Origin of the sequence: Natronomonas pharaonis DSM 2160 (genome assembly GCF_000026045.1) — an archaeon.
Taxonomy (GTDB): domain Archaea; phylum Halobacteriota; class Halobacteria; order Halobacteriales; family Haloarculaceae; genus Natronomonas; species Natronomonas pharaonis.
The window spans coordinates 496948-517889 of record NC_007426.1 but is presented as its reverse complement, the minus strand read 5'-3'; the positions used below and the strand labels follow the sequence as shown (position 1 = coordinate 517889).

Below are 20942 nucleotides of genomic sequence, written 5' to 3'. Positions count from 1 at the left end.
GCCTAGTATGGTCGAGATACAGACCGGCCTCCGGGAGAATACGGTCGGCGCAGTCGAGCAGTTTGCCGAAATCGCCAGCATCGACCCGCTCGTCGCTTCGATGATTCTCAGCGGCGCTATCATCATCACCGTCGCCGTGGTGGCGTTCGGCGCGTTGACGCTCGGCGCAATCGGCGCATCGATCAAGCGCGGTCTATCCGGCTCTGAAGAGCCGAACCAGCCAGCCTGACGGCGGCATCGAGGTCCGGGCCAAGCGGCGACCCGGCAACGAAGCTATCAGCGTATTCCAATACGTCATCGATTTGTTCTCCGACCGTTTCCGGCGTCCCAGCAATGCAGAACGCCTCCAGCATCGCGGGCGTCACGGCGTCGAACGCCTCGTCGAACGCGCCGGCGGAGATGTGGTCTCCAATTTGCTCTGCCACCGCGTGGTCGATATCGTGTCGGTCAAGCACCGGCGGAGCCGCGCCGGCGGCAATAAACGCGACCGGTGGCCGAGCGGCGGCCCGGGCAGCCTCGGCGTCGTCGGCGACGGAGACGGACGCGTAGGCGGCGAAGTCGAAGGAACCGCGCTCGTCCGGGCGGTCCTCGAGGCCGGCGTCGACCTGGTCTGCGGCCCACTCGAAATCACGCGGGTGCGAACCGTTTAGCAGGACGCCGTCGGCGTGTTTGGCCGCCATGCGAATCATGTGCGGACCCTGTGCGCCGACGTAGGCCGGCACCTCGCCGACGGTATCGGCGTAGTTGAGGCCGGCGTCGGCCGCTCGGAACGTGCCGTCGTGGTCGACGCGCTCGCCGGCATAGAGGTCCTGAGCGACCTTGAACGTCTCCAGCACGCGCCGTAGCGGCCGCTCGCGCTCGAAGCCGAGGTTCTCCAGCGTCGAAGCGTCGCCGGCACCGACACCGAGGACAGCCCGACCGTCGGAGGCCTCATCGAGCGTCGCCACCCGCGAGGCGAGTGTGACGGGATGGGTCTCGTAAGGGTTGGCGACGCCGGGGCCGAGCCGAACCGTGTCGGTTCGGCGGGCGATGCGGTCCAAGGCGACAAACGGGTCGCGGTTGTTGTAGTGACAGGAGGCGAACACGGTGTCGAAGCCCTCGGCTTCGGCCTGTTCGCCCAGTTCGGCGATGCGACTGACGGGGTGTTCGGGGGTGAGTTCGATGCCAATCATTGTTGATGTCCGTCGAACGTCCACTGGCGGAGCGCCTCGCGGACGATGTCGTCTTCCTCGCGGCGGAACAGCAGGTCGCTGCCGTCGTGGTCGCCAAACGACCACTCGCGGACGACGACAGCCGGCGTGCCGTCGTCGCCCTCGCCGGCAACGAGGTTCGCTGTCGCGGCAAGTTCGTCAACGACCGCCTGCACGGTGACGCCGAGTTCGCGGCCGTCCCGGTCGGTCTCGCCGCGCCAATCGCGAGCGGCTGGAAGTCCGGCCCAGCCGACGGCGACGCCGCGCTGGCCGTAGCGGAACGGGCGGCCGGACGTGTCGGTGACGACCACCGGAACGCCAAGCGCCGAGGAGAGCCGCTCCGCTGAGGCGGTCGGGTCCTCGGGCAACAGGAGCAGGTCGGCCCCCGGGACGTTCGAGCGGTCGATGCCGGCGTTGACCGTGATATGTCCGAACCGGGTCACCGACAGCAAAAACGGCGATTCGGTCAGCAGCTCCTCGCTTTCTTCGAGCACTGCCTGTGCAAATCGGGGGTCTTTTTGTTCGCCGGTAATCGTCGACAGCCGGTCGGCAATGGCCTTGGCACGGTCGCTCGGCGGGAACGACTCACGGTCGAAAGCACGTCCCTCCGCCTTCGAAACGATGGTGCTGGCGACACAGAGCACGTCGCCGTCCGCAAAGTCGACGCGGTCCTCAAGCAGGGCGGCGAGGTCGTCGCCCTCGTGTATCTCCGGCAACCCGTCTACGGCGAGCGCCTCCATACCGGATTGAGGCGACGAGCGACCAAAAAGGGCCGAGATACCGGAGACAGTCTCCGGCCACGGGGAGACAACCTACCGCCACGGGGCGTCAGTCGCCACGCCGGAGGGCGAGCTCGACATCGCCACCGGCAACGGTCGCCACCAGCATCGTCTCCTCTTGGGCCGGCCATGCGGCCGTTGCGCTGCCGGGGTTGCAGAGCCGGTAGCCGTCAACCTCGGTATCGAGAACCCGGTGGGTGTGTCCCCCCACGCCGACGGTCGTCCCCGCTGCGTGGGTGTCGGTGATGGCGGCGAGGCGTTCCTTGTACCCCTCGTCGGGGCCGTCACCGTGCGTGACGACAAACCGGACGCCGGCGAGGTCGACCGTGGCGACGGTGGGCAGATCAAGCCCGTGGTCCATGTTGCCCGCGACGGCGGTCAGCGACGCGGCCAGCGAGTCGAGTTCCTCGTATGCCGGCCTGGAGTCGAAATCGCCAGCATGGATGACATGGTCGGCGCTTTGGACCGTCTCTGTAACCCAGTCGGGAATCGCCGCGGCCCGCGACATGACGTGCGTGTCGGCGAGAATCGCGACCTCCATGCAGAGGTGGACGGTCCGGGGATTGATACGTTATCGGGTCGGCACTCCGGTATGGAGACCGAGCACGTCGTTACGTGCTTTCTCAGACACGGCACTGAGGTGCTCTTCGTCGAACGGAGCGACGCCGTCGGCACCTACGCCGGCCGGTGGGGCGGCGTCTCCGGCTACACCGAGGGGAACCCCGACGAGGCTGCCCGCTGGGAGATAGACGAGGAAGTCGGACTGCTGTCGGCAGCCACCCTCGTCCGCCGTGGAGAGCCGGTAACGGTCGACGACGACGAATGTGGCCGGCGATGGATGGTTCATCCGTACCTCTTTGCTGTCGAACACCGCGACGTGACGCCGAACGAGGAAGTCGCGGCCGTCGAGTGGCTCCAGCCCCCGGTGATACGGGACCGTGAAACGGTGCCGAAGCTCTGGGCGGCCTATCGCGCGGTCGGCCCGGCAGTCGAGACTGTCCGGATGGACACCGACCGCGGCGCGGCGGCACTCTCGTTGCGGGCGCTAGAGGCCCTCCGTGACCGGGCGGCCGAAGTCGACGACTACGCCGCCGTCGCCGAAACCGGTCGAGCGCTGCTGGCGGCGCGGCCGAGCATGGCCGTCGTCCGCAACCGCATTAGCCGAGTGCTATCGGCAGCCGGCCGGACGCCGATGGCGGTCTGCCAAGCGGCGATGGACGCCTGCGAAGCGGCGCTGGAAGCCGGCGCGGAGGCGGCCAGCCGCGCTGCCGACAGCCTCGGCGAGCGGGTGCTAACGCTCTCGCGGTCGGGAACCGTCGAGGCGGCGATTTTGGAGGCAGAACCCAGCCGGGTCGTGGTCGCCGAGTCCCGCCCCGGACGGGAGGGGGTCGGGACAGCCGAGCGACTGGCCGAAGCCGGGATTGACGTTACGGTGTGTGCCGACGCCGCCGTCACAGCGGCGCTGTCGACGGCTGACATCGAGACAGTCGTTTTCGGTGCCGACACTGTACTGGCAGACGGCAGCGTCATCAACAAGGTCGGCTCCCATCCCGCGGCGCTTGCGGCCGCCGACACCGACATCGAGTGTCTCGCCGTCTGCTCGCGGGACAAGATGTCGCCGACGACGGCGGCCGACATCGAAACCGGGCCGCCGGAGGCGGTCTACGACGGTGACGCCGACGTGTCGGTGTACAATCCGGCCTTCGAGCGCGTCCCGGCGTCGCTCGTCGACGGCATCGTTACTGAGGAGGGTCGACTCCCGACGGCCGCCGCTGCGGCCATCGCTGAGCGGCACGCCGACCATCGCGATTGGCGTCCGTAGCGACGGAAGGGAGTATCTGTGAAGTACCTCGGGGGCAAGTGGTTCGAGACGCCGAAGGCGTCTCGTCATCACGGAAGACGAAGTCTTCCGTACGACCCCGAGGCACTCTGCCTATATCTCTGTAGAACAATATGCTGTCGGCCTACAGCACCATCGTCCGAACGCGGCGGACGCCGTCGAAATCCTTCAGCTGGTACACCAACTCCCGGATAGCCGCCGCGTCGCCATCGACAAAGAGCGTCTCCAGACACCACTCGCCCCGATGGGCGTGGCTCGTCGAGACAATGACATCCTGGTAGGTGTGCTGGACGCCATGGAGGTTCTCGATAACCTCCTCGTGTTCGTAGTCGAAGACAACGACCCCCGCGACCGGTCCGTCGGCGGTTTCGAGCGCCTCGTGACGCTCGACGTACTCCGCCATCGCTTCCCGGATGGCACGCGACCGCGAGTCGAGGCCCTCTTTTTGCCACGTCGCGTCGAATTCCGACAGGAGTTCTTCGGGGACAGCGAGACTCGTTCGCATACGCGGGCCTAAGGCCGCCGGGAAGATATCGGTTCGGCTTACTACGGAATCGACGATTCGGTAGTAAAAACCCGTTTACGGAACGAATACGGAGGTTTCGGTATGGACGCTCCGCTCGTCGCCGGCGTCATCGCACTCGGGATGGTACACGGTGTACTCCCGGACCACGGGTGGCCGATAGCGGCCGTCTACGCGCTCGACCAGCCGCGACAGTGGGTCAGCGGAACTGTTGCGGCACTGGTACTCGGCGTCGGCCACCTGATAAGCAGCGTCGCGCTCGTGGCGGCGTACGTCTCGTTCAGTGCGTTTGCCTCCTTTGCAGAGGGGCCATGGATGAAGCCGCTCGCTGGGGGATTGCTCGTGTTGCTCGGCATCTACGAGTACGTCAGCGGCGGACACGTCCACGAGCACGGCGACGGCGAGGATGCCCATCACGACCACGACCACGGACACGGTGGTGACCACGGCAGCCACGAGCACAGCGACGTTCACCACGAGCACGGTGCTGACAATATCGTCGGCACAGTCCGGTCGTACCTCCCGGACGGCGGCGGACACGCACACCTCGACGAGAGCGACGCCGAACGCGGGCTCCGAACGCTCGGCGTGACGGCGCTTGTCTTGGGCTTTGCTCACGAGGAGCCGATTCAGGTGCTGGCAATCTGTGCCGGCACGGAGTTTTGTCTTGAACTCATGCTCATCTACTCGGTCGCTGTCATCGTCGCGATTCTCGTACCGACGTTGCTTTTGATTGCGGGCTATCAGACCCACCGAGAGCGAATCGAGCAGTACACCCCGTACCTGCCGACGCTCACTGCGGCCGTGCTCGTCATCGTCGGGCTTGGGTTCATCACTGGAGTCTTCTGACGGCCGGTACGCGTTCGGCGGACACGCTCTTTTTCAGTCGTTTATCGGAGGTGATGCTATCTGCCCGGAGCGATGTTATTAAAATACATCACGTTCCGAAGTGGTTTTCTTAACAACTCTTTTTATGTGTCGAATCATGAGTTGCTAATGTAATGAGCTACGCTTGCTCGGCCTGCGACTCGGAGTTCGAATCGGCAGCCGGTGTCACCCAACACGTTGCGCTCCATCACGACACCTGTGCTGTCTGTAACGAATCGTTCGGCGAGACGGACGAACTGCGCGAGCACGTTCACCAGTCCCACTAAACGCTCGCGTAACACCCTGAACCACCTCATCAACAGATCGTCTTTTGTTGGCAGCGTCAACTACCACGGCTGGCCTGACGGTACGGGTCATCCTGGAACCCGACAATAATAACAGTTCGAGTATTTTATTAACTTCCAACAACACTGTTGCGTTAGATGTTAAATCGAATAGCTGAAGCCGTCAGTGTAGCGGACGACGAACGCTCGTTCCGGCAACGGGCCGGGGGCTGGGTCGCCAGCGTCCGGGTCTTTGTCGGGCTGTTGTTGTTGTACGAACTCACCGTCGGTGGCTGGTGGAAGCTCGGTGCGCCACAGTTGGCGTGGCCACCGTTTGAGCCGAACCCGGGATGGGTTGGAGAAAACGCTGGCGAGGTGCTGGCGAACGCCGCCGCAGGACGCGCAATTGAAGAAGGGACGTACAGCTGGTATGCCGCGCTGTTGGAGGGTGTGGTGCTGCCATACGCCGGCTTTTGGAGCGTCGTTGCGGTCGTTGCACAGCTGGCTGTCGGACTCGCCTTTGTCGTCGGGTTCTGGAACCGACCGGCTGCGGTCGTGGGATTGCTGTATTTCGTTCCGGTGTTCCACTTCGGGACCATCAGAACGTCGCCGCTCTTTGGCGTCCCGATAGCGTTCCTGCTCGTCACACGAGCCGGCCACCACTACGGGCTCGACGGCCTCATCGCGGCCCGGTCCGGACGACTCGCGCAGCTATCGGACCGCATCGCGACCCTGTCGGTGCTGCCGCGGCCGTCGCGTTCCGTGTTGCCCGGGGCTGTCGCCGCCCTCAGCGTACTCTCGGTGTATTATCTCCTGTCGGTCCCCGGTCGTGAGGTGACACGGCAGGCGCTTGTCGGGCTTGAAGTAGCCGTCATGCTGGGGCTGGTTGCCGGCGGCCTCGCGCTGTATTATCGTGGTGGCGAGCCGGTCGCTGTCGCCGCCGATATGGTTCGTGCCTTCGTCGGCTATCGGTTCCTGCATGAAGTGTTCGTACGCGACCATGCCGGGGTGAACGGGCTTCCGGGCTGGGCGTCGGTTGATGCTCAGGCGGAGCTTCTCGCCGAAACAATCGTTCCCGCACACGTCGGGCCGGTCGCGACGGCCATCGAGACGGTCGTGCTGCCGACGCTTCCGTTCTGGGTCGTCGTCTTCGCGGCTGTGCAGACAGCAGTCGGAGCGGCCCTGCTCGTCGGCTATCGGACGCGGCTGGCGGGCACCGTCGGAGCCGGATATCTGGTCGTGCTGATAGGGCTTGGGTTCGTCCGGCTCGCGCCGCTTCTGTTCGCGAGCGCGCTCGTCGCCGCGACGCTTTCGGGTCGGTATGCTAGCCTCGATGCCGTGGCTGGACGGCGTCCGATGCCGCCGCGTCTGCGACAGCAGGTCGCCGCACCGGCAGCAGCAGGGGCGGCAGTGCTTTTCGCCGGCGGTGCCATCCTCGGCATCGACCCGGAAGCAGGCTACGGTGCTGTCGTCGGCCCGGTTGCGCTCGTGATGCTGGCGTTTGTCCTCGCAGCCATCGCCGTTGCGGCGGCCGGTGCGACGAAGCCGGCGGCCGAATCTGACCCAGTGCCGGACGCCGCGGCGACCGACTAGCGGTCCCCGCTCGGGGGAGCGATATAGCGTCGCTGTGTCATGCAACGAACGGAATGGTACGCGTTCAGGCTGCTGTGCGCGCCACCTTTTCAGCCGATGTCGCTCGCTGCTGCTTCAGGATTCAAAACAGCGCATCTACTGGAGTTGATAAGTCGGGGTGTGCAAGATACAGAGGATAAGTCGGACACCTCACACGGGTTTTAGATTAGGCAAAAGCCCCCGACTGTCAATCGAACTGATGGCGTGTCGCCAGTCCGGCTAGATGCGGCGCTTCGGGGAGTACGAGTTCGGTAAGGCCCGTCTCGACCGCGGCGCGGCTACCGGGGAGACAAAAGACCGGGACGCCGGCGACGATGCCGGCTATCGCCCGTGAGGCCATCGCCCGATGGCCGATTTCGTCGTAGGAAAGCTGCCTGAAAAGCTCGCCGAATCCGGGAATCTCCCGCTCGAAGAGCCCTTCGCAGGCGGTTGGCGTCACGTCATCCATCGTCATCCCGGTGCCGCCGGTCGTGACGATGCAGTCGACATCCTCGCGGGCAGCAAGCCGCGAGACGAGCCCGCGGATAGCAGCGAAATCATCGCTGATTGCTCGGCGGGCCGTGACCCGTCCGCCGGCTGCTTCGACGCAATCGACGGCCGCATCGCCACCGGGGTCGTCGTCGACATCGCGCGAGGAGGACACTGTTATGACCGCGACATAGAGCGGGTCGACGACCGCGTGGCCGTCGTCGTCAGTGCCGCGTCGGTCAGCAGGAGGACGGCGTTTGTCGGTCACAGTCGCACCTCCGTCGTCTCCGCACCGGGGAACGGATTCGGGACACCATCACAGCCGTCGACCCGCTCGGCTTCGGTGGCGAGACAGTCATCAAGCCGTGCTTCAAGCGCAGCGGTGTCAAACGACTGGCCGATGAAGACGAGCTTCGTCTCTCGGTCACCCCACTGGTCGTCCCAGTCGGGGTCCCGTCGCCGGCGGTAGCGGTCCTGCTTTGTTTCATCGAGCGAGGCGATCCAGCGGCCGGCGACCTTGACGTGGGTTTGCGAGCCTGCAAACGATAGGTGCAGCGCATGGTCCGGCCGACCGGCGACATGGAGCCATCCTTTCGCCCGGACGACCTCGTCCGGTAGGGCGGTCAACACTGCCGAGAGCCGCTCGGGATGGAACGGCCGGCGGCGGCGATAGACGAACGACTCGACACCGTACTGTTCCGGAGGGTGGGTGTGGTCGTGGTCGTGCTCGTGGTCGTGCTCGTGGTCGTGGGTTTCCGCACGGTCGTGGCTGTGGTGGTCGTGGCTCCCGTCGTCGTGGCCCTCGGCAGTATGAGCGTGTCCGTCAACTTGGGCCGCACCGTCGTTGTATGCTTCGAGCACCCGCTTCCAGCGGGCCGACCCAGCGACCGCTTCGGCATCGAACGCACTGTCGTCAAGCAGCCACTCTGGGTCGACAGACCCGAACGCCGTCCGCCGAAGCTCGGCGTCCGGCTGGAGCGTGCGTATCGTCTCGACGACGGTCTCCAGTTCTGCCTCGGTTACCCGGTCGCGCTTGTTGACGACGAGACGGTCACAGAACTCGACACCATCGACGATGAGGTCCGAAAGTGGCCTAGTGCCGTCCGCAGCCGCGCCGCGGCGACGAGCGTCGCCGTCGCCGAAGGCAGCGTAGAACTGTTCGGCATCGACGACGGTCGTAACACTGGCGAGCTGGTAGAAGCCGGCGGCGCGGCCGCGGGCGAACTGTTCGGCAACCGCCGATGGCTCGGAGATACCGGACGGCTCGACGAGGAGGTGTTCAAACGACTCTCCCAACGCGAGGTCGACGACCGCCCGTTCGAGCTCGCCCTGCATTCCACAGCAGATACAGCCGTTCGATAGCTCGACGACGTCGTTGTCATCGACCCACCGTTCGATTGCTGAGGCGTCGACGTTGACCTCGCCCATGTCGTTGACGAGGACGGCTACCTCGCGACCGTGGTCGCCCTCAAGGACGTGGTTGAGCAGCGTCGTTTTGCCGGCTCCGAGCGTGCCTGCGAGGATAGTGACGGGGACGGACATCTCAGTCGTCCGCGAGCGCGAACTCCCGCTGGCGCTCGGTTCCGAACGGGTCCGGATAGCGGCTCCAGTCGTCGTCCATCTCGTCGTCAGTCAGCAGGCAGGCTTCGAGCCGCGCTTCGAGCTGCTGTGGGTCGTAGTTGCGGCCGATGAAGACCAGTTCGGCACCACGGTCGCCCCACTGGTCGTCCCACTCGTCTTCGAGGCCGGGGAGCGCCTGAAGATAGCGCCGCTGTTCTTGCGGTGGCAGCGTCGCTATCCAGCGGCCGTTCGGCCCGGCACGGACCGACTGGCCGGCCTTGTCGAGCCCCATCGAGATGTCTTCGCGGCCGGCCGACCAGAAGAACCCCTTGGCACGGATGACGGACTCCGGCAGGTCGTAAAGCAGCGACTCGAATCGCTCGGGGTGGACCGGGCGGTTGGCACGGAAGACAAACGACTCGACGCCGTGCTCCTCGCTCGGGTCGTGGTGGTGGTCGTGTTGGAGTTCGTGTTTCCAGCCGGCCGAGTCGCGGGCCATCTCGAAGTCGAAGCGGCCGGTATCGAGAATGTCGGTCGGGTCGACCGCTCCGAACTCAGTGCGGAGGATTTCGGCCCGTGGCTGGAGTGTCTCCAGTACCGCCTCAATGGCATCGAGTTCGTCGTCCGGGACGAGGTCACATTTGTTGAGCAAGAGGACATCACAGAATTCGATTTGGTCCATCAGGACCTCCTCGGGAACACGGTCAGTGCCCCCACCGGCAGTTTCGTCGGCGAGAGCGGCTCCGGAATCGAAGCCCTCGTACATCGCGTGGGCGTCGACGACCGAGACCATCGTATCGAGGTGATAGTCCGTGGTCGGGTCGTAGTCGGCGTCCTCAAAGCCGAGCGTGAACGTCTGTGCGACCGGAATCGGCTCGGAAATGCCCGACGATTCGACGAGCAGGTAGTCGAACTCCCGCGAGGCGGCCAACGAGCCGACTGCGTCGAGCATATCGCCGCGCAGCCGACAGCAGATGCAGCCGTTCGACATTTCGATTACCTCCTCGTCGGTCTGTGAGAGCTGTGACTGCTGGTCGACGTGGTCGACATCGACGTTGACTTCGCCCATGTCATTGACCAGTACGGCTACCTCAAGTCCGTGGTCAGCGGTCAAAACGTGGTTCAACGTTGTCGTCTTCCCGGCACCAAGCGCTCCGGAAAGTACCGTGACCGGTATTGTGTCGCTCATCGAGGTGCTTTTGGTAATAGAGACTAATAAGTTGCTAGCTATTACGAAATCTGAACTCTATAATAACAACAGATAAGCCGTGGGAGATACAATGTCGAGTATGCCAGTGGTGAGCGTCTCGATGCCGGCGTCGCTTCTCGACCGCCTCGACGAGTTCATCGACGAACACGACTACAGTGGCCGCAGCGAGGCCGTCAGAGAGGGTACCAGAAAGGTGCTCACCGAGTTCGACGACCAGTCGGTTCCGACATCGCCGGCCGTCTGTATCGTTGCGGTTATGTTCGACCACGACACCGACGCGGAGTCGTCGCTGTCGACGCTCCGGCACGAACACGACGAGCTTGTCACATCGAACGTTCACAGCCACGCCGGCGAGGCGTGCCTCGAACTCTTCGTCGCCGAGGGTGAGGTCGATGCCATCGGGACGTTCGTCAGCCGCGTTCGGACCGTCGACGGCGTTGGGTCCGTCGAGTACACGTTCGTCGACGATAATGACGAAATTATCCCACGCTGACGCGGCGGCGTCGCTACGCTCGCTGTACTGTCCGATGCGCTAAGAACAAAAAAGAACGTCCGCGTCGCCTCTAGTCGGCCGTCTGTGCGGCCTGCTCGTCTTCGACGTAGTACTCCTCGATGGCCTCCTCGTCGATACGGTTGAGCTCTTCTTTGGGAAGGTCACTCAGGAGTTCCCACGCAAGGTCGAGCGTCTCCTCGACATCGCGGTTCGTGTCGTAGCCCTGCTGGACGAACTCTTCTTCGAACCGGTCGGCGAAGTCGAGATACTTGTTGTCACGCTCGGAGAGCGCTTCGCGGCCGACAATGTTCACGAGGTCGCGCAGGTCCTCACCTTCGGCGTAGGCGGCGTACGCCTGGTCGGAGACGTCGGGGTGGTCTTCGCGTGTGAACCCTTCACCGATGCCGTCGTCCATGAGCCGCGAGAGGCTCGGAAGGACGTTGATCGGGGGCTCGATGCCCTGGCTGTTGAGGTTCCGGTCGATGTAGATTTGGCCCTCGGTAATGTAGCCGGTCAGGTCCGGAATCGGGTGTGTGTCGTCGTCGCCGGGCATCGTGAGGATGGGAATCTGCGTGACAGAGCCCTCACGGCCTTCGATACGGCCGGCGCGCTCGTAGAGCTGTGCGAGGTCGGTGTACATATACCCGGGGTAGCCACGGCGGCCCGGGACCTCCTCACGGGCGGCACCGATTTCGCGGAGCGCCTCACAGTAGTTGGTCATGTCCGTAAGGATGACCAGTACGTGGTAGCCCTCCTCGAAGGCCAGGTATTCGGCGGTCGTCAGCGCCATCCGCGGCGTGACGGTCCGCTCGACTGCCGGGTCGTCGGCGAGGTTCATGAAGACGACGGAGCGTTCCAGCGCGCCGGTACGCTCGAAGTCGTCCATGAACTCGTTTGCCTCTTCCTGGGTGATACCCATCGCACCGAAAATGACGGCGAACTCCGAGCCCGCTTCGTCGTCGCCCGATTCCTCTTCGGGGACGCTCGCCTGTCGCGCAATCTGGAGCGCAAGCTCGTTGTGCGGCAGCCCCGACCCCGAGAAGATGGGGAGCTTCTGGCCGCGGATGAGGGTGTTCATCCCGTCAATGGCGGAGACGCCAGTCTGGATGAACTCTTCGGGATACTCACGAGCCGTCGGGTTGATAGCCGCGCCGACGATCTCGCGTTCCTCGTCAGGTTCGATTTCGGGGCCGCCGTCGATTGGCTCACCGGAGCCCGACAGGACGCGCCCGAGCAGTTCCTCCGTCAGCGGCATCTGGAGCGTCTCGCCGAGGAAACGAACCGACGAGTTCCGGTCGATGCCCGAGGTACCCTCGAACACCTGAATGGCGACGAACTCGGAGGTCGATTCGAGCACCTGACCGCGGCGAGTCTCGCCGCTCGGCGTCTCGATTTCGACCATTTCGTCGTAGCCGACCGGCTCGTCGACCTCGGCGAACACCAGCGGACCGCTGATTTCCGTGATGGTCTTGTATTCTTTCTGCATGGTTCAGTAGAGCTCCCGGAGCTGGTCGGTAAGGTCGCCTTTCAGCTCCTCGATGTACTCTTCGTAGTCCTCTTGGGTGTTCATCCGGTTGAGCTGCGGCACGGCGTCGACGTCGATAATCTCCTCGACGGGGACGCCGGCGTCCAGCGCTTCGAAGGCTTCGTCGTTGAAGTGCTGGATGGCCGTCAGCATCTGGTAGGTCTTCTCCGGTTCGCAGTAGGTGTCGACATCGTGGAAGGCGTTCTGCTGGAGCCACGCCTCACGGATGTACCGGGCGACCTCAAGCGTGAGCTGCTGGTCTTCCGGTAGCGCGTCCTTCCCGACGAGTTGGACAATCTCCTGTAGTTCGTCTTCCTCGTCGAGCACGTCGACGGCCCACTGTCGGACCTCGGGGAACTCCTCGTGGACGTTCTCGCGCCACCAGGGGTCGAGCTGTTCTTTGTACAGCGAATAGGACTCGTTCCAGTTGATAGAGGGGAAGTGCCGACGCTCCGCGAGGTCGGCGTCCAGCGCCCAGAAGCATTTGACAATACGCAGCGTGTTCTGGGTGACCGGCTCCGAGAAGTCGCCGCCGGGCGGCGACACCGCGCCGATAACCGAAATCGACCCTTCGCTGCCGTTCATGTTCTGGAACTTGCCGGCCCGCTCGTAGAACTCCGAGAGGCGGGCGGCCAGATACGCCGGGTACCCCTCCTCGCCGGGCATCTCTTCGAGCCGCGAGGAGATTTCACGCATGGCCTCTGCCCACCGCGAGGTGGAGTCGGCCATCAGCGCCACGTCGTACCCCATGTCGCGGTAGTACTCGGCGATGGTGATTCCGGTGTAGACACAGGATTCACGCGCTGCGACCGGCATGTTCGACGTGTTCGCGATGAGACACGTTCGGCTCATCAGCGGCTTGCCGGTCTTGGGGTCTTCCAGCTCGGGGAAGTCCTCAATGACCTCCGTCATCTCGTTGCCACGCTCGCCACAGCCGACGTAGACGACGATGTCAGCGTCGGCCCACTTGGCGAGTTGGTGCTGGGTGACCGTCTTTCCGGAGCCGAACGGCCCCGGAATGGCGGCCGTTCCGCCCTTTGCGATGGGGAAAAGACCGTCAAGGACGCGCTGGCCGGAGACCAGCGGCGTCGTCGGCGTCTCCTTTTCGACCGTCGGGCGCGGCTCCCGAACCGGCCATTCCTGCCGCATCTGGATTTCTTCGCCGCTGTCGAGTTCAACGACCGTCTCGTCGACGGTGAAGTTACCCGACTCGACGGCGGTTACCTCGCCGCCCTCGTAGTCCGGCGGCACCAGTACCTTGTGGTCGATGCTCTCTGTTTCGGGAACGATACCGACGACGTCGCCGGGCGACACTTCGTCTCCCTCGGAGACCTCGGGATTGAACTCCCAGGTCTTCTCGAGGTCGATACCGGGGGCGTCGACACCGCGGTCGAGGAAAGCCCCCATCTTCTCTTCGAGGACGTCCAGCGGGCGCTGGACGCCGTCGTAGATACTGTCCATCATGCCCGGGCCGAGGTCGACCGACAGCGGCTCGCCGGTGTTTTCGACCGGCTCGCCAGGGGCGACGTCGGAGGTTTCCTCGTACACCTGAATGGTGGTGAGGTTGCCTTCGATTTCGATGACCTCGCCCATCAGTCCTTCCTCGCCGACGTAGACGACGTCGTTCATCCGGGCGTCGAGGTCGACAGCGGTCACAACAGGACCACTGACGCTCTCGATTACGCCCTCGTCCGTGATTTCGCTTGCAGTTGCTTGACTCATGATTACTCGTCCATCAGGTCGATGCCGATGGCGCGTTTGATCTGCTCGCGCAGATTGCCCGAGCCGGTGCCGCCACCGAGGGTGACCACGACCGGCTCGACGCTCGTTTCGACTCGTTGTCGCACTGTGCGTGACAGCACCTCGACGTCGTCGTCGTGCATGACGACGATACCGACATCGTCGTCTTCAAGCACCGATGTGACGGCGTCGTCGAGCTGTTCGTCCTTGTCGGCGTCCGAGACGTTCTCGAACCGACGGACACCCGCGAGCCGAAAGCCCGTCGTGAAGTCCGGACTGCCGACGACGGCGATTTCCTGGCTCATTGTATCACCAGCTCGTTTTCGATCTCCTCGACGGAGAGTCCGGCTTCGCGGCCGCGAGCGATAGCACGGATGTTCTCGACCTCGCGCTCCTTGGCGAGGATATACGCCAGAATCGGACACACCGAAAGCGGATATCGGTTCGACAGCTTTCCGGAGTATTCGAGCAGCGCCGCATCGAGGGCGTGCTCGAACTGGATGAGGCTGTCAGCCGACTCCAGCTCGTTGAGCGCCGACGCGAGGTCGTCGCCGTAGGCGCTATCGCGGATGCGAGCGACGAGCTCGTCAGTGTTTGCTGCCAGCTGCCGTAGCTCGTCGGGCCCGAAGAGCTGTCCACCCTCGATAAAGTACTCCGAGGGGTCGATGTCGGCACCGCTTCTGGCGATGCGCAGCCCGTTCCGGAGGTTCCGGAAGTCGATTTCGGCTTCGAGGAACTCCCGGTAGAGGGCCTTCGGCGAGTCCGGCTCGACAGACCCGATGTCGTCGAGCAAATGCGAGAAGAACGCGCGGTCGACGGCGTTCTCAAGCGGCACGAGCACGCCTTGGTCTTCGTACTCTTCGAGCGCTTCTTCGAGCGGCTCTCCGAAGATAGTCCCCGAAAGCTGCTCGACGAGTTCCTCCATCGATGTCGCCTCAAGCAGCCGGTCGAGTGTCTGTTCGGAGAACTCCCCCGTTCGGATGAGGTCGTCCTCGATATCCTCGCTGTCCGCTCCGGTGTAGATGCCACGGATCGCCGTCTTGACGTTCCAGGCGTCGAACTTCCGGAGATAGTTGGCGATGTAGTTGTACAGCGACCCGTCCGCCCACGTCAACAGGTCTCCGAAGTGTTTCGATTGGTTCCGGTTTAGCGCATACTCGATGAGGTCGACACCGGAGTGTCTGGTCCCGAGTGCGTTCATCTCGGTTTCGTACTCGGTCTCCTCCATGAACCGGGCGATTTCGCCCGGCCCCATCCGGACCAGCTTCCGGTAGTCGTCCTCGTCGAACAGCTTCGCTCGCCGCGAGCGAACCCTCGCGATGACGTATTCGTAGTTCGAACTCCCGCCCGTTTCGACGTTCATTCTTCGAACAGACGCGCGCTTATCTCGCGCAGGTTCTCCTCCCAGACATCCTCGAGGATGGAGTCGAACGTGTTGTTCACTCGAACGCGTGAGGCATCCGACTCGACGACGACGCCGCCGAGGCAGTCGACCGGCTCGCCGACCTCGAAGCCGTCGTAGTCGGCGACGATACCTTCGAGCAGGTCAGCGTCGTCCTCGTGGCCGTGGACCCGGACCGAATCCCCGTCGAACTCCTCGGCTGCGGCGTCCAAAAGCGACCGGGTCAGCGCCTCCCGCTCGTCGCCGTCGATGTCGGCGATCTGTGCTTCGACGTCGTCGTGGACCTCCTCGAGTACCTCCCGGCGCGCTTCGAGGCGGGCCTGCTTGGCCTCGAGCTTCGCGCTGGAGAGCTTCTGGTCGCGCTCTTGGGAGATTTTCCGCTCGGCCTCCCGCTCGGCCTCATCGACGATGTCGTCAGCCTCCCGCTCGGCCTCGTCGATAATCTCCTCGGCGCGTTCTTCCCCCTCGCTCCGAATCTCGTCTGCACGCGCGCGGGCTTCGTCTCGGATGTCCTCTACGACCGTATCAAGGCTCATTGTTGGAAAAGTTGGGTGTGGTTTAGACCACGAAGACGACGACCAGCGCCAGAATCACGAGTGTCTCCGGCAGGGCCGTCAGGACAAGGCCCTTACCGAAGAGGTCCTCGTTTTCGGCCATCGCGCCGACGGCCGCCGCACCGATGCCCCGCTCTGCATAACCCGCGCCGAGCGCGGCCAGACCGACCGCAAGCGCCGCAACCGCGTTAGCGTCGAGGGCCGGACCGCCGGCCTCGACAGCTTCCGCGCCGTTCTGAAGTACCGGTGCAACACTGCTCGCGACAGTAGCAAGTTCAAACATGGTTTGTGTTCCGTTGGTGTGGATTGACTGCTTTCCGAACAGTCGGATATGTTCGTAGTGAGTTCATAAAACTTCCCAAACGCCGACGAGAGACGCCGGTCGCTTCGCATGACAACGGTAAACAGACAGGCTGTTCCTGATGTTTATTGGCCGGCAAAACTAGCGCGATTCGAAACGGAAGACACGGCGGGGGGGTGGTCAGTCCTCTGTCGTGTAGTTCCGCTCGTAGCCGAACGGCTCGTAGGGCTTGCCGCCGCCCTCGTAGAACTTGTTGAAGAACTCCACGTACTCGAGGCGGACACCCTGTAGACCGGCGCTCGAGATGCCGAGCAGCAGGACGAGGATGTGACCGATGACGAAGATGAGCGCACCGACAAGCAGCGCGAAGACGAACATCGCGCCGCTGGTGTCAGTAATCAGCCCACCGAACATGATTTCGCCACCCTGCTGGGCGACAGCCTGGTTTGCGGCCTCCATGCTACCCATCTCGTTGTAGATGAAGTGGACGCCGCCGTCGGGGTCCTGGTAGGCACCGAAGACCAGCAGGTTGACCACGAAGGCCATCCCGGCCTTGGCGAGCAGGACCGCGGCGATACGGGTATACGAGAGGACGTTGACGAAGACGTTCAGACTCTCAAGCAGCCCGATGCCGCCCTCACCGTAGATGAGCAGCGCCAGCCCGACCAGAGCGATGACACCGCCGATGATGCCGACCTGCTCGGGGAAGCCAGCAAAGCCGAGTTCGTAGGCGACTTCCTGTGCGGCGACGGCCTCGCCGGCGACGGTCGCACCCTCGGCGTTGAACGTCGTGAACAGTAGCTCCGGCTTGACATCCTGGAGGTGGGTGCTGAACACCCACACCCATGCGCCGAGCATGAGCATCAGCCACGAGAGGTTCTCGGTGACGGCGTCGACGATGCCGTGGCTCAGGTCATCGAAGAAGCCGAAGATGTGACCGATGGACAGGTGGATGAGACCGAGCACGAGGCTCACGATAAGCCACGCCCACGCGAAGGCGATGTTAGCGGGCGACAGGCCCTTTGTCATCGGCGAGCCGCCCTCGCCGAAGACGACGTAACCGAGCTCGTGGAGCCCGAAGAACTCGCCGTACAGCACGCCGAATATGGTCGTAAAGACACCGGCCCAGATAGCAACGCCGCCGAGGCTCCGGAAGCCTGGGCTGTCGAACTTCGTCATCAGTGCCCAGCCCATCAGCATGTAGAGGATACCGTAGCCGACGTCACCGATCATGAACCCGAAGAACGCCGGGAACGTCAGGAACAACACGAGCGTCGGGTCGAGCTCGTTGTATTTCGGCCGGTTGATGACGCTGACCAACATCTCGAACGGCTTGGCCGATTTGGAGTTATCCTGAACGACCGGGGGTGAGCCGCCGCTCATGGCGTGGCCGCCGTCAGCGACCGCCTCGCCCTCTTCGGCACCGTCCTCGATGTGCTCTCGCTCGTGGGCGTGGCCTTCTTCGTAGGCCATCTGTTCGAGCTCTTCGACCTCGACGTGGTCGCCGGCGGCGTCGTCCAGTACCGCTTCGAGTTCGGCGACCCGTTCGGTCGGAACCCACCCCTCGGCGACGAAGGCGTTCTCGGTCGTCGCAAACGTAAGCGGGGCCTCGCGTTTCTGGACCTCGATTGAGAGTTTCTCCTCGGCAGCCAGCAGGAAGCCGGCAACCTCGTGTTTCAGGTCGCCGAGTTTGTTCTCGATGGTTTCGAGTTCGGATTCGATTTTCTGCTTCCGGTGGCCGAGGTCCTCGATGTAGGCTTCGGGGCTCGTCGCCTCGTCGCCGTTCCCGAGGTCGGGAATCTCATACTCCGTGAACGCAGCCCCGACGAGCACGTCATCGAGGTGTACGTCCGGGTACACGAACAGGGCGACGTAGTCGTCTTGGGTGTAGAGTTCGTAGCCGTCGACCTCGTCGGCCTCCGAAAGCGCCGCTTCGAGCTCGTCGGCGTCGCCTTCGCCGACCGCGACGGTCAGCGACTCATATCCCGAAAGCAAATCGAGGTCGATGCCGAGTTCCGCGAACGGGCGGGCGGCATCGATCTGCTCTTCGATCTCCCGAAGCTCCGTTCGGAGCTCCGAACGCTGGTCATCGAGGTCGTTGACCCGCGTGCGGGTCTCCTCGAGCTTGGTTTCGAGTTCGTCGTCGTCGATGATCCGGGTCGGTCCGGCGTCTTCTTCGGTGACGCCGAGGGTGCTTTCGAGTGCACGGACGGTGACGAGCTTTTGGGCCGCTTCTTCGGCTCCCTCTATCGGGTCGCCGGGCTCGAAGCCCTCCCAGCTCCCGTCGTAGTCGGTGACGTGGACGAGATTGAGACCGTGGATGGCCTCGATGGCCTCGTCCATCACGCGTTTGGATCCCGTTACCGAGACCCGGCTCATCCGTTTAGGTCTGAGACTGGACATCCACCGCCTCCTTGAAGAGTTCGACCGTGTATTCGATTACTTCCTCCCGGTTCTCCTCGGCGCGCGATTCGAGTGCCTCACGCTCGCTTTCGCCCTCGGCGAGGATGTCCTCGCGCTCGGCCTCGATTTCTTCGCGCGCCTCTTCGAGACGCTCCTGCTTGAGCTGTTGGGCCTCCTCTTGGGCCTCCTCGCGGATGCTGTCGGCCTCCTCACGCGCCTCAGCGATGCGCTCTTCGCGCTCTTGTTCCGCTTCGGCGACGATATCGTCGGCCTCTCCCTCGGCCTCCTTGATTTGCTCAAGAACCTCTGGCCTGGCCATAATTATATCATCCGACGCTTCGGAAAGCGGCTATTTGGTAGTTGCGAAACGGACCCGCCGTCGGCGGGGGTGACAGCGGGCAAAAAGGGCAGCGAAAGCCGAGCGGTTACTGGATGAAGCCGAGGGCGTCCTCGATGCGACCCAGCTCCGGCCCGGTCGTCTCCTCGCCGGCGATGTAGCCGGTGTTGTTGGCGACGAGTCCGGAGCCGACGAGCGGGCCGCCGTAATTTATTGTCCCGATGTCGGCGTAGACTCCGAACAGTTCTTCGAGGAAGTCGAGCTTCTCGTCGGTCGTCTTCGGGTGCGACAACACACCATCGTCGGTGACGACGGCGGCGGTGCCGACCGTCTGTACGTCGGCGATGCGGCCCCGCTCGACAGGGACCGAAAGCGCCTCTTCGATGGCGCTGAGGGCGTCCCGCGAGAGGTCCGGGTGAACGAACGCGCCCTCGTTGTTAGCGAGGACAACGTTCCCGGCGGCGTTGATGTTGCCGGGCAGTTCGACGACCGGTAGACCGGTCTCGGTCTCCAATCGGTCCCGCTCGCGGTCGGTGACCCGCTCGGTGACGAGGAGCCCGTTCTCGTTGCCGACCGCAAGCGACCCGACGGTGCCGGAGCCGGCAATCGTCGTCGGGACCGCCGTGACATCGAGTTCGGTCTCGAACTCCGACTGTAGTGATTCCTCTATGTCCGGACGGACGAGAAGGTACTCGTCAGTCGCGGTGGCGAAAACGCCGACGTAGGACGACCCCGAAAGCGCCGCGCGAAGCACGTTATGCTGTCTCTGCTTCGACGACCGCCTCGCCTTCTTCTTCGAAGCGGGCGGCGCGAACGCGCAGTTCGCTCGGCGGCTTCGAGCGGCCGCGCTCCCAGACCGCCTCGTTGATGGAGGGGTCCAGTCGAACGGCGTCTTCCTCGACGTTGAAGTGCTGTGCGAGGTGCGAGCGAACGAGGCTCATCGCCTTGTCGGCGCGCTGGCCCTTCGACTCCGCGAGGACATCGCGCAGCGGGACCGTCATGACGCGCTCGTCGAATTCAGCGCTCATTCGTCCGTGTCACTCCGCCGCCAATTGCGGCGCTTGGGGTTGCGCATCGTGTCGCGGTCCGTCTTCATGATGACCCACGCCGGGACGCGGCTGTTCTGTCGTTCGAGCTTCGAGAGCCGCTTTTTCTTGGCCTTCGACTTCTTACCCATAGTAGGCGACCTTTCCGCCGCGGCGTTTAAATTCTTGTTCCTTTGGGGCGGGGCTACAGCTCGAACCGCCGTCGCGTCTCGTATTCCGGCCCGTCCGGAGTGAGCGTACTCTCGGTGAGCCGCAATTCTTCGAGCCGGACGCGACCGGCATCCGGGTCCGCAGTCTGGACGAACTCCTGTACTTCGGCTTTCGAGGCCGCGTTGTCCATCCGAGCAAGCGTGACGTGTGGAGTAAACTCGTGGGACTCGGCGTCGTACCCCAGCGCCGTCGTCTCGGCCTCCAACTGCTCGTGAAGTCGCGTCAGCTCGCGACTTCCCCCGCCGACCCCAAGCCAGACGACGCTGATGTACTCCAGCGACGGGAAGACACCGACGCCTTCCAGTGAGACCTCAAACGGGCCGGTGTCGGCATCGGCAACAGCGGTTTCGATGGCAGCAGCCAGAGCGTCTGTATCGTGGTCGCCCGCTCCGAGAAACTTCATCGTGATATGGGCCTGCTGTGGGTCAGTCGGCCGCAGCCCGTCCAGTCCGCGTAGTGGAGCCTGTATGTCAGCAATCGCATCCGAGAGCGGGGCAACGGTCGCGCTAACGAACAGTCGCATATCGCACGATACGGCAGCAGTGGCTAAACCGTTATCGCGTACCGAAGAAAGAAAC

At 63.9% G+C, this 20942-nt stretch carries 25 protein-coding genes; 6 read left to right on the top strand and 19 right to left on the bottom strand.

The features are described 5' to 3' along the window. Nucleotides 1-7 precede the first annotated feature (7 nt). Entirely contained in the window at nt 8-229 is a 222-nt protein-coding gene (locus tag NP_RS02645) for a hypothetical protein (protein WP_011322255.1), read from the top strand. Here the strand turns inward: NP_RS02645 and NP_RS02640 are convergent. From NP_RS02640 to NP_RS02630, 3 genes are all read right to left on the bottom strand, one after another. Next, nucleotides 183-1172, bottom strand: coding sequence for a 5,10-methylenetetrahydromethanopterin reductase (locus NP_RS02640; protein ID WP_011322254.1), 990 nt, complete (start codon nt 1170-1172; stop codon nt 183-185). The genes NP_RS02645 and NP_RS02640 overlap by 47 nt on opposite strands. Beyond that, nucleotides 1169-1930, bottom strand: a complete 762-nt coding sequence (locus tag NP_RS02635; RefSeq protein WP_011322253.1) for a coenzyme F420-0:L-glutamate ligase — start codon at nt 1928-1930, stop codon at nt 1169-1171. The genes NP_RS02640 and NP_RS02635 overlap by 4 nt, the downstream gene beginning before the upstream one ends. Nucleotides 1931-2018: 88 nt before the next feature. After that, nucleotides 2019-2510, bottom strand: coding sequence for a metallophosphoesterase family protein (locus tag NP_RS02630; protein ID WP_011322252.1), 492 nt, complete (start codon nt 2508-2510; stop codon nt 2019-2021). A 51-nt stretch (nt 2511-2561) separates the two neighbouring features. On the opposite strand from NP_RS02630, the gene NP_RS02625 reads away from it, so the two are divergent. Next, nucleotides 2562-3791, top strand: a complete 1230-nt coding sequence (locus tag NP_RS02625; protein ID WP_011322251.1) for an NUDIX domain-containing protein — start codon at nt 2562-2564, stop codon at nt 3789-3791. A gap of 142 nt (nt 3792-3933) precedes the next feature. Here NP_RS02625 and NP_RS02620 read toward each other — a convergent pair whose 3' ends face one another. Next, nucleotides 3934-4314: a CopG family ribbon-helix-helix protein gene (locus NP_RS02620; RefSeq protein WP_011322250.1), complete on the bottom strand. Its 381-nt coding sequence runs from the start codon at nt 4312-4314 to the stop codon at nt 3934-3936. Between the two features lie 102 nt (nt 4315-4416). On the opposite strand from NP_RS02620, the gene NP_RS02615 reads away from it, so the two are divergent. The 3 genes from NP_RS02615 to NP_RS02610 all read left to right on the top strand — a co-directional run bounded on the left by NP_RS02615 (nt 4417) and on the right by NP_RS02610 (nt 7076). Beyond that, on the top strand, nt 4417-5181 hold the full coding sequence (locus NP_RS02615) for a hypothetical protein (protein ID WP_011322249.1): 765 nt from the start codon (nt 4417-4419) through the stop codon (nt 5179-5181). A 152-nt stretch (nt 5182-5333) separates the two neighbouring features. Then, nucleotides 5334-5486, top strand: a complete 153-nt coding sequence (locus NP_RS14720) for a C2H2-type zinc finger protein (protein ID WP_011322248.1) — start codon at nt 5334-5336, stop codon at nt 5484-5486. Nucleotides 5487-5642: 156 nt separating this feature from the next. After that, complete coding sequence (locus NP_RS02610) at nt 5643-7076, top strand: hypothetical protein (RefSeq protein ID WP_011322247.1); 1434 nt, start codon at nt 5643-5645, stop codon at nt 7074-7076. Between the two features lie 226 nt (nt 7077-7302). On the opposite strand, the gene NP_RS02605 is transcribed toward NP_RS02610, so the two are convergent. From NP_RS02605 to NP_RS02595, 3 genes are read right to left on the bottom strand one after another with little or no spacing between them, the layout of a single operon-like run. Next, the gene (locus NP_RS02605) at nt 7303-7851 is read right to left on the bottom strand and encodes a MogA/MoaB family molybdenum cofactor biosynthesis protein (protein ID WP_011322246.1); all 549 of its coding nucleotides are present in this window, start codon (nt 7849-7851) and stop codon (nt 7303-7305) included. Beyond that, the gene (locus tag NP_RS02600) at nt 7848-9125 is read right to left on the bottom strand and encodes a CobW family GTP-binding protein (RefSeq protein WP_011322245.1); all 1278 of its coding nucleotides are present in this window, start codon (nt 9123-9125) and stop codon (nt 7848-7850) included. The genes NP_RS02605 and NP_RS02600 overlap by 4 nt, the downstream gene beginning before the upstream one ends. 1 nt (nt 9126) lies before the next feature. Continuing rightward, the gene (locus NP_RS02595; RefSeq protein WP_011322244.1) at nt 9127-10332 is read right to left on the bottom strand and encodes a GTP-binding protein; all 1206 of its coding nucleotides are present in this window, start codon (nt 10330-10332) and stop codon (nt 9127-9129) included. A gap of 100 nt (nt 10333-10432) precedes the next feature. Between NP_RS02595 and NP_RS02590 the strand changes: the two genes are divergently transcribed. Continuing rightward, nucleotides 10433-10846 carry a CopG family ribbon-helix-helix protein gene (locus tag NP_RS02590; protein ID WP_011322243.1) on the top strand — a complete coding sequence of 138 codons (414 nt, stop codon included), beginning with the start codon at nt 10433-10435 and terminating at the stop codon, nt 10844-10846. A 70-nt stretch (nt 10847-10916) separates the two neighbouring features. Here NP_RS02590 and NP_RS02585 read toward each other — a convergent pair whose 3' ends face one another. The 12 genes from NP_RS02585 to thpR form a co-directional block, all read right to left on the bottom strand. Further along, the gene (locus tag NP_RS02585) at nt 10917-12332 is read right to left on the bottom strand and encodes an ATP synthase subunit B (RefSeq protein WP_011322242.1); all 1416 of its coding nucleotides are present in this window, start codon (nt 12330-12332) and stop codon (nt 10917-10919) included. Between the two features lie 3 nt (nt 12333-12335). Further along, nucleotides 12336-14093 (bottom strand): ATP synthase subunit A, encoded by a 1758-nt coding sequence (locus tag NP_RS02580; protein ID WP_011322241.1) that lies wholly within the window; start codon nt 14091-14093, stop codon nt 12336-12338. Between the two features lie 2 nt (nt 14094-14095). Further along, on the bottom strand, nt 14096-14416 hold the full coding sequence (locus NP_RS02575; protein ID WP_011322240.1) for a V-type ATP synthase subunit F: 321 nt from the start codon (nt 14414-14416) through the stop codon (nt 14096-14098). Continuing rightward, nucleotides 14413-15474 carry a V-type ATP synthase subunit C gene (locus NP_RS02570; protein ID WP_011322239.1) on the bottom strand — a complete coding sequence of 354 codons (1062 nt, stop codon included), beginning with the start codon at nt 15472-15474 and terminating at the stop codon, nt 14413-14415. The genes NP_RS02575 and NP_RS02570 overlap by 4 nt, the downstream gene beginning before the upstream one ends. Further along, the gene (locus tag NP_RS02565) at nt 15471-16049 is read right to left on the bottom strand and encodes a V-type ATP synthase subunit E (RefSeq protein ID WP_011322238.1); all 579 of its coding nucleotides are present in this window, start codon (nt 16047-16049) and stop codon (nt 15471-15473) included. Before NP_RS02565 ends, NP_RS02570 begins: the two co-directional genes overlap by 4 nt. A gap of 22 nt (nt 16050-16071) precedes the next feature. Continuing rightward, a complete protein-coding gene (locus tag NP_RS02560; protein ID WP_011322237.1) occupies nt 16072-16350 on the bottom strand; it encodes a F0F1 ATP synthase subunit C in 279 nt (92 codons plus the stop codon). A 198-nt stretch (nt 16351-16548) separates the two neighbouring features. Next, nucleotides 16549-18771 (bottom strand): V-type ATP synthase subunit I, encoded by a 2223-nt coding sequence (locus NP_RS02555; protein WP_011322236.1) that lies wholly within the window; start codon nt 18769-18771, stop codon nt 16549-16551. After that, nucleotides 18752-19090, bottom strand: a complete 339-nt coding sequence (gene ahaH / locus NP_RS02550; RefSeq protein WP_011322235.1) for an ATP synthase archaeal subunit H — start codon at nt 19088-19090, stop codon at nt 18752-18754. Before ahaH ends, NP_RS02555 begins: the two co-directional genes overlap by 20 nt. A 106-nt stretch (nt 19091-19196) precedes the next feature. Next, a complete protein-coding gene (locus NP_RS02545) occupies nt 19197-19862 on the bottom strand; it encodes a translation initiation factor IF-6 (protein WP_011322234.1) in 666 nt (221 codons plus the stop codon). Nucleotide 19863: 1 nt separating this feature from the next. Continuing rightward, the gene (locus NP_RS02540) at nt 19864-20136 is read right to left on the bottom strand and encodes a 50S ribosomal protein L31e (RefSeq protein ID WP_011322233.1); all 273 of its coding nucleotides are present in this window, start codon (nt 20134-20136) and stop codon (nt 19864-19866) included. Further along, nucleotides 20133-20285 (bottom strand): 50S ribosomal protein L39e, encoded by a 153-nt coding sequence (locus tag NP_RS02535; protein ID WP_011322232.1) that lies wholly within the window; start codon nt 20283-20285, stop codon nt 20133-20135. The genes NP_RS02540 and NP_RS02535 overlap by 4 nt, the downstream gene beginning before the upstream one ends. Nucleotides 20286-20338: 53 nt before the next feature. Beyond that, nucleotides 20339-20887 carry an RNA 2',3'-cyclic phosphodiesterase gene (gene thpR, locus NP_RS02530; RefSeq protein ID WP_011322231.1) on the bottom strand — a complete coding sequence of 183 codons (549 nt, stop codon included), beginning with the start codon at nt 20885-20887 and terminating at the stop codon, nt 20339-20341. Nucleotides 20888-20942: the final 55 nt, after the last annotated feature.

Coding starts and splice junctions, on each gene's coding strand:
- thpR (WP_011322231.1), bottom strand. CDS start 20,887: ATGCGACTGTTCGTTAGCGCGACCGTTGCCCCGCTCTCGGATGCGATT.
- NP_RS02635 (WP_011322253.1), bottom strand. CDS start 1,930: ATGGAGGCGCTCGCCGTAGACGGGTTGCCGGAGATACACGAGGGCGAC.
- NP_RS02610 (WP_011322247.1), top strand. CDS start 5,643: ATGTTAAATCGAATAGCTGAAGCCGTCAGTGTAGCGGACGACGAACGC.
- NP_RS02580 (WP_011322241.1), bottom strand. CDS start 14,093: ATGAGTCAAGCAACTGCAAGCGAAATCACGGACGAGGGCGTAATCGAG.
- NP_RS02540 (WP_011322233.1), bottom strand. CDS start 20,136: ATGAGCGCTGAATTCGACGAGCGCGTCATGACGGTCCCGCTGCGCGAT.
- NP_RS02645 (WP_011322255.1), top strand. CDS start 8: ATGGTCGAGATACAGACCGGCCTCCGGGAGAATACGGTCGGCGCAGTC.
- NP_RS02575 (WP_011322240.1), bottom strand. CDS start 14,416: ATGAGCCAGGAAATCGCCGTCGTCGGCAGTCCGGACTTCACGACGGGC.
- NP_RS02590 (WP_011322243.1), top strand. CDS start 10,433: ATGCCAGTGGTGAGCGTCTCGATGCCGGCGTCGCTTCTCGACCGCCTC.
- NP_RS02620 (WP_011322250.1), bottom strand. CDS start 4,314: ATGCGAACGAGTCTCGCTGTCCCCGAAGAACTCCTGTCGGAATTCGAC.
- NP_RS02570 (WP_011322239.1), bottom strand. CDS start 15,474: ATGAACGTCGAAACGGGCGGGAGTTCGAACTACGAATACGTCATCGCG.
- NP_RS02600 (WP_011322245.1), bottom strand. CDS start 9,125: ATGTCCGTCCCCGTCACTATCCTCGCAGGCACGCTCGGAGCCGGCAAA.
- NP_RS02595 (WP_011322244.1), bottom strand. CDS start 10,332: ATGAGCGACACAATACCGGTCACGGTACTTTCCGGAGCGCTTGGTGCC.
- NP_RS14720 (WP_011322248.1), top strand. CDS start 5,334: ATGAGCTACGCTTGCTCGGCCTGCGACTCGGAGTTCGAATCGGCAGCC.
- NP_RS02615 (WP_011322249.1), top strand. CDS start 4,417: ATGGACGCTCCGCTCGTCGCCGGCGTCATCGCACTCGGGATGGTACAC.
- NP_RS02555 (WP_011322236.1), bottom strand. CDS start 18,771: ATGTCCAGTCTCAGACCTAAACGGATGAGCCGGGTCTCGGTAACGGGA.
- NP_RS02640 (WP_011322254.1), bottom strand. CDS start 1,172: ATGATTGGCATCGAACTCACCCCCGAACACCCCGTCAGTCGCATCGCC.
- NP_RS02630 (WP_011322252.1), bottom strand. CDS start 2,510: ATGGAGGTCGCGATTCTCGCCGACACGCACGTCATGTCGCGGGCCGCG.
- ahaH (WP_011322235.1), bottom strand. CDS start 19,090: ATGGCCAGGCCAGAGGTTCTTGAGCAAATCAAGGAGGCCGAGGGAGAG.
- NP_RS02585 (WP_011322242.1), bottom strand. CDS start 12,332: ATGCAGAAAGAATACAAGACCATCACGGAAATCAGCGGTCCGCTGGTG.
- NP_RS02625 (WP_011322251.1), top strand. CDS start 2,562: ATGGAGACCGAGCACGTCGTTACGTGCTTTCTCAGACACGGCACTGAG.
- NP_RS02565 (WP_011322238.1), bottom strand. CDS start 16,049: ATGAGCCTTGATACGGTCGTAGAGGACATCCGAGACGAAGCCCGCGCG.
- NP_RS02560 (WP_011322237.1), bottom strand. CDS start 16,350: ATGTTTGAACTTGCTACTGTCGCGAGCAGTGTTGCACCGGTACTTCAG.
- NP_RS02535 (WP_011322232.1), bottom strand. CDS start 20,285: ATGGGTAAGAAGTCGAAGGCCAAGAAAAAGCGGCTCTCGAAGCTCGAA.